General features: G+C 65.0%; 9 protein-coding genes. 7 read left to right on the top strand and 2 right to left on the bottom strand.

The features are described 5' to 3' along the window. Both ACESMD_RS03190 and hutG read right to left on the bottom strand, forming a co-directional pair. Positions 1-187: PAS domain S-box protein (locus tag ACESMD_RS03190; protein WP_372610254.1), on the bottom strand; the 187-nt coding region annotated here is incomplete at its 3' end. Between the two features lie 25 nt (positions 188-212). Beyond that, positions 213-1,004: an N-formylglutamate deformylase gene (hutG, locus tag ACESMD_RS03185; protein ID WP_372610252.1), complete on the bottom strand. Its 792-nt coding sequence runs from the start codon at positions 1,002-1,004 to the stop codon at positions 213-215. Positions 1,005-1,123: 119 nt separating this feature from the next. On the opposite strand from hutG, the gene ACESMD_RS03180 reads away from it, so the two are divergent. The 7 genes from ACESMD_RS03180 (at position 1,124) to ACESMD_RS03150 (ending at position 7,703) form a co-directional block, all read left to right on the top strand. Further along, positions 1,124-1,951: a transporter substrate-binding domain-containing protein gene (locus ACESMD_RS03180; protein ID WP_372610250.1), complete on the top strand. Its 828-nt coding sequence runs from the start codon at positions 1,124-1,126 to the stop codon at positions 1,949-1,951. Between the two features lie 150 nt (positions 1,952-2,101). After that, positions 2,102-2,761, top strand: a complete 660-nt coding sequence (locus ACESMD_RS03175; RefSeq protein ID WP_372610248.1) for an amino acid ABC transporter permease — start codon at positions 2,102-2,104, stop codon at positions 2,759-2,761. A gap of 35 nt (positions 2,762-2,796) precedes the next feature. Beyond that, entirely contained in the window at positions 2,797-3,564 is a 768-nt protein-coding gene (locus tag ACESMD_RS03170; RefSeq protein ID WP_372610246.1) for an amino acid ABC transporter ATP-binding protein, read from the top strand. Next, complete coding sequence (locus tag ACESMD_RS03165) at positions 3,561-4,217, top strand: amino acid ABC transporter permease (protein ID WP_372610244.1); 657 nt, start codon at positions 3,561-3,563, stop codon at positions 4,215-4,217. Before ACESMD_RS03170 ends, ACESMD_RS03165 begins: the two co-directional genes overlap by 4 nt. Before the next feature lie 90 nt (positions 4,218-4,307). Continuing rightward, positions 4,308-6,002: a urocanate hydratase gene (gene hutU / locus ACESMD_RS03160; protein ID WP_372610242.1), complete on the top strand. Its 1,695-nt coding sequence runs from the start codon at positions 4,308-4,310 to the stop codon at positions 6,000-6,002. Between the two features lie 148 nt (positions 6,003-6,150). After that, on the top strand, positions 6,151-7,392 hold the full coding sequence (hutI, locus tag ACESMD_RS03155) for an imidazolonepropionase (RefSeq protein ID WP_372610240.1): 1,242 nt from the start codon (positions 6,151-6,153) through the stop codon (positions 7,390-7,392). Then, a complete protein-coding gene (locus ACESMD_RS03150; RefSeq protein ID WP_372610238.1) occupies positions 7,389-7,703 on the top strand; it encodes a hypothetical protein in 315 nt (104 codons plus the stop codon). Before hutI ends, ACESMD_RS03150 begins: the two co-directional genes overlap by 4 nt. Positions 7,704-7,964 lie beyond the last annotated feature (261 nt).

The following is a 7,964-nucleotide window of genomic DNA, read 5'->3' as shown; positions in this document are numbered from 1 at the left end:
GCTCCGGGCAACGAAACACTGAGTGTGCGAGCTGGTTGGCCATCCGGATGATGCCGTTCTCATCGACCATGATCGTGGCCACGGGGGAGGGGTCGATGGTGGAGCGGAAGCGTTCTTCTTCGCAGTTTAGCGCGTCGGCGCATCGAGCAGGGCCGCCACGCGCTGGATGAGGACATGAACGCTGAATTCCGCAGACTCTGCCGCGACCTCGTCTACGCCTGACCCGGCGACCAGGCGAGCAGCCATTCGATACAGCGACGCAGTACGACCTGCAGCTCGGCCGCGCGCTCGGGGCGCCAGGTGAACGGAGCGGTCTCGTCCATGTAGTTGGTCTGCGCCAGTTCAAGCTGGACCGCGTGGATGCCCTGGTCGGGTGCGCCGAAATGGCGCGTGATGTGCCCCCCCTTGAAGCGCCCGTTGAGCGCGTCGCTGTAATCCGATGCTCTACAGATGGCCTGGAGCCCCGTCTCCAGCGAGCGCGCGCAGCTCGTGCCGTCGGCCGTACCCAGGTTCAGATCCGACAGCCGCCCGTCGAACAGGCGCGGCACGCGCGAACGAATCGAGTGTGCGTCGAAGAGCACGGCATAGCCGTGACGATCTCGCAGAGCCGCGAGCGTCGCGCGGATGCACTCGTGGTACGGCCGCCAGACCGCCTCCAGACACCGGGCACGTTCCTGTTCGCCCGGCGCGCCGCCCGCCACGAACAGCGGCTCGCCGTCGAAGGTGGTCTCGGGAAACAGCCCCGTCGTTGCCCCGGCATACAGCGGCGAATCGTCCGGTGGCCGGTTGAGGTCGACCACGTAGCGGGAATAACGCGCCGCGATGACACTGACGTCGAGTTCTTCCAGGAATGCGTACAGGCGCGGCACGTGCCAATCGGTGTCGCCGAGCGGCTGCCCGGCCGGCGCGAGCCCGGCACGCACGGCGTCGGTCAACTTCGTGCTTGCGTGCGGGATGCTCACCAGCACCGGCGAGGCACCCGTGCCGAGATCATATGCCTGCATGGGTTGTCGACTCCTTGCGCCGTTCGCGACCAGAGACTACCATATTACGGACTTGTCATTCGGGCTGCGGCCGCTTCGTTGCGATTCGGCCGATGTGCCCACCAAACGGGAGCTACGACATGAAACGAATGCTCATGGGCTGCTTGCTGGTGGCGGTGTATCTGTTTCCCGCCATGGCCTCGGCAAAAACCTACGTTGTCGGTATCGAACCATCCTATCCGCCGTGGGCGTCTGTGGACAGCGGTGAATACGTCGGCATCGCGCCCGATGCGATGCGCGCCATGGCCGAAGCACAGGGATTCGACATCAAGTTCAAGTCGATCGCGTTCTCTTCGCTGATCCCGGCGCTGAAGGCCGACAAGATCGACATCCTGGCCACCGGTCTCACCGTCTCGCCGAAGCGCGCCACGCAGATCGACTTCACCATCCCCTGGTGGCAGGTCCAGCTCGACGTGCTGGTGAAAAAGGATTCCGATACCAACGCGGTAACCGGGTTGTGCTGCGGCGCCAAGGTCGGAACCCAGACCGGCACCACCAACTACGCTTGGCTGCAGAATCAGCTCGAGCAGAAAGGTGTGGACATCGACATCCAGACCTACGAACAGGGGCCCACGGGCATCAACGATCTGAAGATCGGCCGCATCGACGCCTACTTCACCGATGACAACACCGCAACCAAGTTCGCCCAGGCCAATCCGGATTCGATCCGGCTGGCGGGCAAGCTCATGCCGCACCCGGCACAGGTGTATGCACTCGGCGTGAAGAAGGGCAACGACGCGTTGCGCGGCATCCTGAACCAGGCCGTGGTGAAGATCTACAAATCCGGCGAGTGGACGAAGATTGTCCACAGGTACTTCCCGGACAAGGCAGTCGGCAAGGTGCCGACGGTCATGCCGAGCGGTATCCCGTCCTACGAGAAGCCGATACCCGGTTATTCGCAGAACTGACGTCATCCGGCAAGGCCACGGCATTCGTCGCAATGCCGTGGCCTTGTCGTTCCTTTCGGTGGCGTTCGGTATGCCAGTAACGCTCAACCCCAATCCAGGTTGTTTGATGCTTCACTTCGGCCATCATCACGGTGATCGGCAGTCCATCCCGTGATCTATCAAAAAATCCTGGACAACCTGCCGTATCTGCTCAACGGCGCCGGTGTGACCATCGGTCTCGCCGTCGGATTGCTCGTGCTCGGGCTGGTGGTCGGCCTGCTGCTGGCGCTTGGGCAGGTCTACGGCCGGCCCGGCGTGCCCTTCCTCGCCACGGCCATCGAGCGGGTCTTTCGGGCCATCCCGGCAGTGGTATTACTGTTCCTGTTCTACTACGGCATCTCCGGTTTCTACGACATCTCGTCGTTCTCCGCTGCTGTCCTCGCCCTCGGGCTGCGCTCGGCCGCATACCAATCCCAGATCTTCCGCGGTGCCATCCTGTCCATCCCGAGCGGCCAGATGGCAGCAGCACGTGCCGCCGGCATGCGCCGTTCGCTCGCGGTGCGGATGATCATTCTGCCGCAGGCGTTGCGCCAGGCCACGGGGCCGTGGACCAACGAGGCGCTGTCCGAACTCAAGGACACCTCGCTCGCCTACACCATCGGCGTGGTCGAGCTCATGCGCCAGGCCTCGTACATCGTGGCCGCGAACTACGGTCACACACTCGCCGTCTACAGTTCCGCCGCACTCGCCTATCTGGTGTTGAGCCTGGCGGCGAGCTACGGCCTGAACGCACTCAATCGAAAACTGGCCGTGCCCGGCTTTGAATCCTGACCGCCGGCACGTTTGAACGCTCACGGGACCGATCGATGACGACCTTTCTTGAGACTCGCAACCTGACCAAGTGCTACCAGGGCCAGACGGTACTGGACGACGTATCGATGACGCTCGACGAGGGCGAGGTCAAGGGCATCATGGGGCCGTCCGGCGCCGGCAAGAGCACACTCATCCGTTGCCTGAACGGGCTGGTCCCGATCGATTCCGGTGAAATCTATCTCGGCGAGAAACGTCTGGGCGACAAGCACACGAACATGGACAAGGTGCGCTCGCGCATCGGTTTCGTGTTTCAGGATTTCAATCTGTATACGCACCTCAATGTGAGGCGCAACGTCACCATCGCGCTGCGCAAGGTGCAGCACATGAAGAAGGCCGACGCCGAGGCAATCGCGCAGCAGGAGCTTGCCCGCGTCGGCCTGCAGGACAAACTGGAAGCGTACCCGGCGGAGCTCTCCGGCGGCCAGCAGCAGCGCGTCTCCATCGCGCGCGCGCTCGCCATGAAACCGCAGCTGATGCTGTTCGACGAACCGACCTCGGCGCTCGACCCGGAATCGGTGGGCGGGGTGCTGCGGGTGATGCGCGAACTCGTGCAGGAAGGCATGACCATGATCATCGTCTCGCACGAGATGGCCTTCATTCAGGCCGTGGCCGATGACATCGTCTTCATGGTCGATGGCCGGGTTCTCGAGGAAGGTACCAGCGAACAGATCTTCGAGCAGCCAAAAAATCAGCGCACGCGCGAATTCATCCGCGGACTGGCGACCGAGGCCGCGGGCGCGCCGGCGGAGCAGGACGCATGAGCGATTTCCTCGCCTTTGCCTGGCAACATCTCCCGGCGCTGTTGCGAGGCCTCCAGTACACCCTGCTTATCTGGGTGGTCGTGGTCGTGTTCGGATTCATCTTCGGCTGGCTGCTCGCGGTCGCGCGGATCTACGGCAATCCGGTCATGCGCTGGCTGGCGATCGGCTATATCGAACTGTTCCGCGGCACGCCGGTGCTGGTGCAGTTGTTCATCGTCTACAGTGGTCTGCCGAACATCGGCATCGTGTTCACACCGATCGTCGCGGCCATGGTCGCGTTCAGCCTGAACACCTCCGCCTACCAGGCCGAATACTTTCGCGGCGGGGTCGGCGCGATCCGCAGCGGTCAGACGGCCGCGGCGCGCGCGGCCGGCATGACCCGCCGCCAGGCGATCAGCTACATCGTGCTGCCGCAGGCGATGCGGATCGTGCTGCCGCAGTGGTCGAACGAGGTCATCCTCGAATTGAAATACACCTCGATCGCGTTCGCCATCGGCGTCCACGAACTGATGGGCGAGGCAAAACTGATCGGTGCGGACACGTTCAACTACTTCCAGATCTTCCTCGTCGCGGCAATCGTTTATTTCGTCGTCGTGACGATCTTCACCAGCGTGCTCGATGGCGTCGAGCGGCGCTATGCCCTGCGCCAGTAACGACCGGCGTACAATAGTGACGGACATGCGCTGTTCGACGGAGCCGTCGCAACCGCTCTACCCGCGAAGTTTACGTACGGAGTTCACGTCATGCACGGCAATACCCCCGCCACCCCGACCTCGCGCCGCGACGAATCCCGCTCCATCCGCGCCCCCCGCGGGACCGAGCGCAGTGCGCGCTCCTGGCTCACCGAAGCTCCGCTGCGCATGCTGATGAACAACCTCGACCCGGAAGTGGCCGAAGACCCCGCCGGCCTCGTGGTCTACGGCGGCATCGGCCGCGCCGCGCGCAACTGGGAATGCTACGACCGCATCGTCGAGACGCTGAAGCGCTTAGGGGATGACGAGACCCTGCTGATCCAGTCCGGCAAGCCGGTCGGCGTGTTCCCGACCCATGAAGACGCCCCGCGCGTACTGATCGCGAACTCCAATCTGGTGCCGCACTGGGCCACCTGGGAGCACTTCAACGAACTCGATCGCCAGGGCCTGATGATGTTCGGTCAGATGACCGCGGGCTCGTGGATCTACATCGCCAGCCAGGGCATCGTCCAGGGCACCTACGAGACCTTCTGCGAGGCCGGCAACCAGCACTACAACGGCGACCTCACCGGGCGCTGGATGCTCACCGGTGGGCTCGGCGGCATGGGCGGCGCGCAGCCGCTGGCCGCGACCATGGCCGGCGCCTCGATGCTTGCAGTCGAGTGCCAGGAGAAGTGCATCCAGCGTCGCCTCGACACCGGCTATCTGGATCGGCGCGCGGAAGACCTCGACGACGCGCTGGCGATCATCAATGAGGCATGTGCCAATGGTCAGACCGTGTCCGTGGGGCTGCACGCCAACGCCGCCGAGGTCTTCCCCGAACTGGTCGAGCGCGGTGTGCGCCCGGACCTGGTCACCGACCAGACCAGCGCCCACGATCCGCTCAACGGCTATCTGCCCGCCGGCTGGACCTGGGACGAGGCCGCTGCCCTGCGTGAGAGCGATCCGGATCGTGTAGTCGCGGCCGCGAAGGAATCGATGGCCGTGCAGGTGCGCGCCATGCTCGCATTCCACGAGGCCGGCGTGCCGACCGTCGATTACGGCAACAACATCCGCCAGATGGCACAGGAAGTCGGGGTCGCCAACGCCTTCGACTTCCCGGGTTTCGTGCCCGCCTACATCCGGCCGATGTTCTGTCGCGGTCTCGGCCCGTTCCGCTGGGCCGCGCTGTCGGGCGACCCGGAGGACATCTACCGTACCGACGACAAGGTGCGCGAGCTGCTGGCCGACAATGCGCGCCTGTGCCACTGGCTCGACATGGCGCGCGAGCGCATCCAGTTCCAGGGGCTGCCGGCGCGTATCTGCTGGGTCGGACTCGGCGATCGCGCACGCCTCGGCCTTGCGTTCAACGAGATGGTGGCCAGCGGCGAATTGACCGCCCCGATCGTCATCGGTCGCGACCATCTCGACACCGGCTCGGTCGCCAGCCCCAACCGCGAGACCGAATCGATGCGCGACGGCTCCGACGCCGTCTCCGACTGGCCGCTGCTGAATGCCCTGCTGAACACCGCCGGCGGCGCGACCTGGGTCAGCTTCCACCACGGCGGCGGCGTCGGCATGGGCTTCGCCCAGCACGCCGGCCAGGTCATCGTCTGCGACGGCACCGAGGCGGCGGCGAAACGCATCGCCCGCGTGCTCCACAACGACCCGGCGACGGGCGTCATGCGCCATGCCGACGCCGGCTACGAAGATGCCATCGACTGCGCTCGAGAGAACAACCTCGACCTGCCGATGCTGCGCGACTGATGTCGACGATCCTCATGGTTTCGATCCCCCGTAGGAGCGGGCTTGCCCGCGAACGGCCGCGGTGCGGCACCGACCCCATTCGCGGGCAAGCCCGCTCCTACGGAATCGTGACGAGGGGATCGTGTGACTTACATACCCCGGACACGACATGACCTGGGACACACTGTGGACCAACTGCCACGCCGCGACGATGGTCCCCAGCTCGGCCTTCGGCGCGATCGACGATGCCGCCATCGCGGTGCGCGATTGGCGTATCGCCTGGATCGGCCCGCGCGCCGAACTCGAAGACACGCTTGAAGACGCCGGCGCGCACGAGGTCGTCGATCTCGAGGGCCGCTGGGTCACACCCGGCCTGATCGACTGCCACACGCATCTGGTCTACGGCGGCGATCGCGCCGCCGAATTCGAGATGCGCCTCGAAGGCGCCGATTACGAGGCGATCGTCCGCGCCGGCGGCGGCATCGTCTCCAGCGTGCGCGCGACCCGCGCGGCCAGCTTCGAACAACTCTGTGCAAGCGCCGAGCGCCGCGCCCGCGAACTGCTGGCCGAGGGCGTGACCGTGCTGGAGATCAAGTCCGGCTACGGCCTCGACGAGGCCACCGAGGCCCGGATGCTGACGGTCGCACGCCACCTCGGCGAGACACTGCCTGCGACCGTGCGCACCACCTGCCTCGCCGCCAACGCGCTGCCGCCGGAGTACGCCGAGCGCCCCGACGACTACATCGATCTCGTCTGCGAACGCATCCTGCCGCAGGTCGCCGAAGCCGGCCTCGCCGACGCGGTCGACGCCTTCTGCGAACGCATCGCCTTCGACACCGCGCAGACCGAACGCGTGTTCCGGACTGCCCACGCGCTCGGCCTGCCGGTCAAACTGCACGCCGAACAACTGTCCGACCAGGGCGGCACCCAGCTCGCCGCACGCTACGATGCCCTCTCGATGGATCATGTCGAATACGTCTCGGCAGAAGGCGTCGCCGCGATGGCCGCCGCCGGCAGCGTGGCGGTCCTGCTGCCGGGCGCGTTCTACACCCTGCGCGAGACACAGGTACCGCCGATCGCGGCGTTCCGTGAGCACGGCGTCCCCATGGTCGTCGCCACCGACGCCAACCCCGGCACCTCCCCGGCACGCTCACTGTTGCTGATGCTCAACATGGCCTGCACCCAGTTCCGCCTGACGCCGGAAGAGGCGCTTGCGGGCGTCACCCGCGAGGCCGCGCGCGCCCTCGACCTGGCCGACGACTACGGCACCCTCGAAACGGGCAAGCGCGCCGACCTGGTCGCCTGGGACATCGACCAGCCAGCCGAACTCGCCTACTGGATCGGCATGCCCCGCCCCGCGCGCATCCTGCGCCACGGACAACCGCCATGTAATCAGTGGACAGGCCAGTGAAACGACTGGCGGCATTGCTCATATTCGGGCTGACGCTGATTGTGGTATTTGGCGGGCTCGATGTTCAGCAGATGCACAGCGCCCATGCGCAGGTGGAAGACGCGCTCGACGGGCGTCCCATGAGCGCGTGCACCCGGCAGTCGCCGTGCGTAATCCCATCGGTCGAGGCCGACGTCTGCACACTGCTGACGACCGGTGAATCGTTTCTCGGGCGATCGTCCGGTTTCGATGCGGTGTTCGAGGCCAGCGCGCCCTGTCAGCGCAGGGGGCATTACCGGATCACCTTCCATGCGCGAGCCGGAGAGTCATAACCGGATCGACACCTTCGCACGGGCCACTCGATAAGCGCTCATCAGAATCCTGCCGTTAAGGAATCTCTGCTCAATGTCACGCCGAAACCGCAAGCAAGGGAATCCTGTAGGTCGGACTTCAGCCCATCTTTAACACCCTATTTTATAACCTCTTAATAATCAATAATATAAGAACGCTGATTTCTCCAAGTGGCACTACAAAGTGCGCTTTTTGTGAATATTGGGCTCAGGCGATGAGTTTCTTGACACCTCCGGGTGCCG

It is taken from the genome of Halomonas sp., assembly GCF_041689495.1.
Taxonomy (GTDB): domain Bacteria; phylum Pseudomonadota; class Gammaproteobacteria; order Pseudomonadales; family Halomonadaceae; genus Halomonas.
Note: the sequence above shows the minus strand (reverse complement) of the source record. Positions and strands in the feature narration are given on the sequence as shown.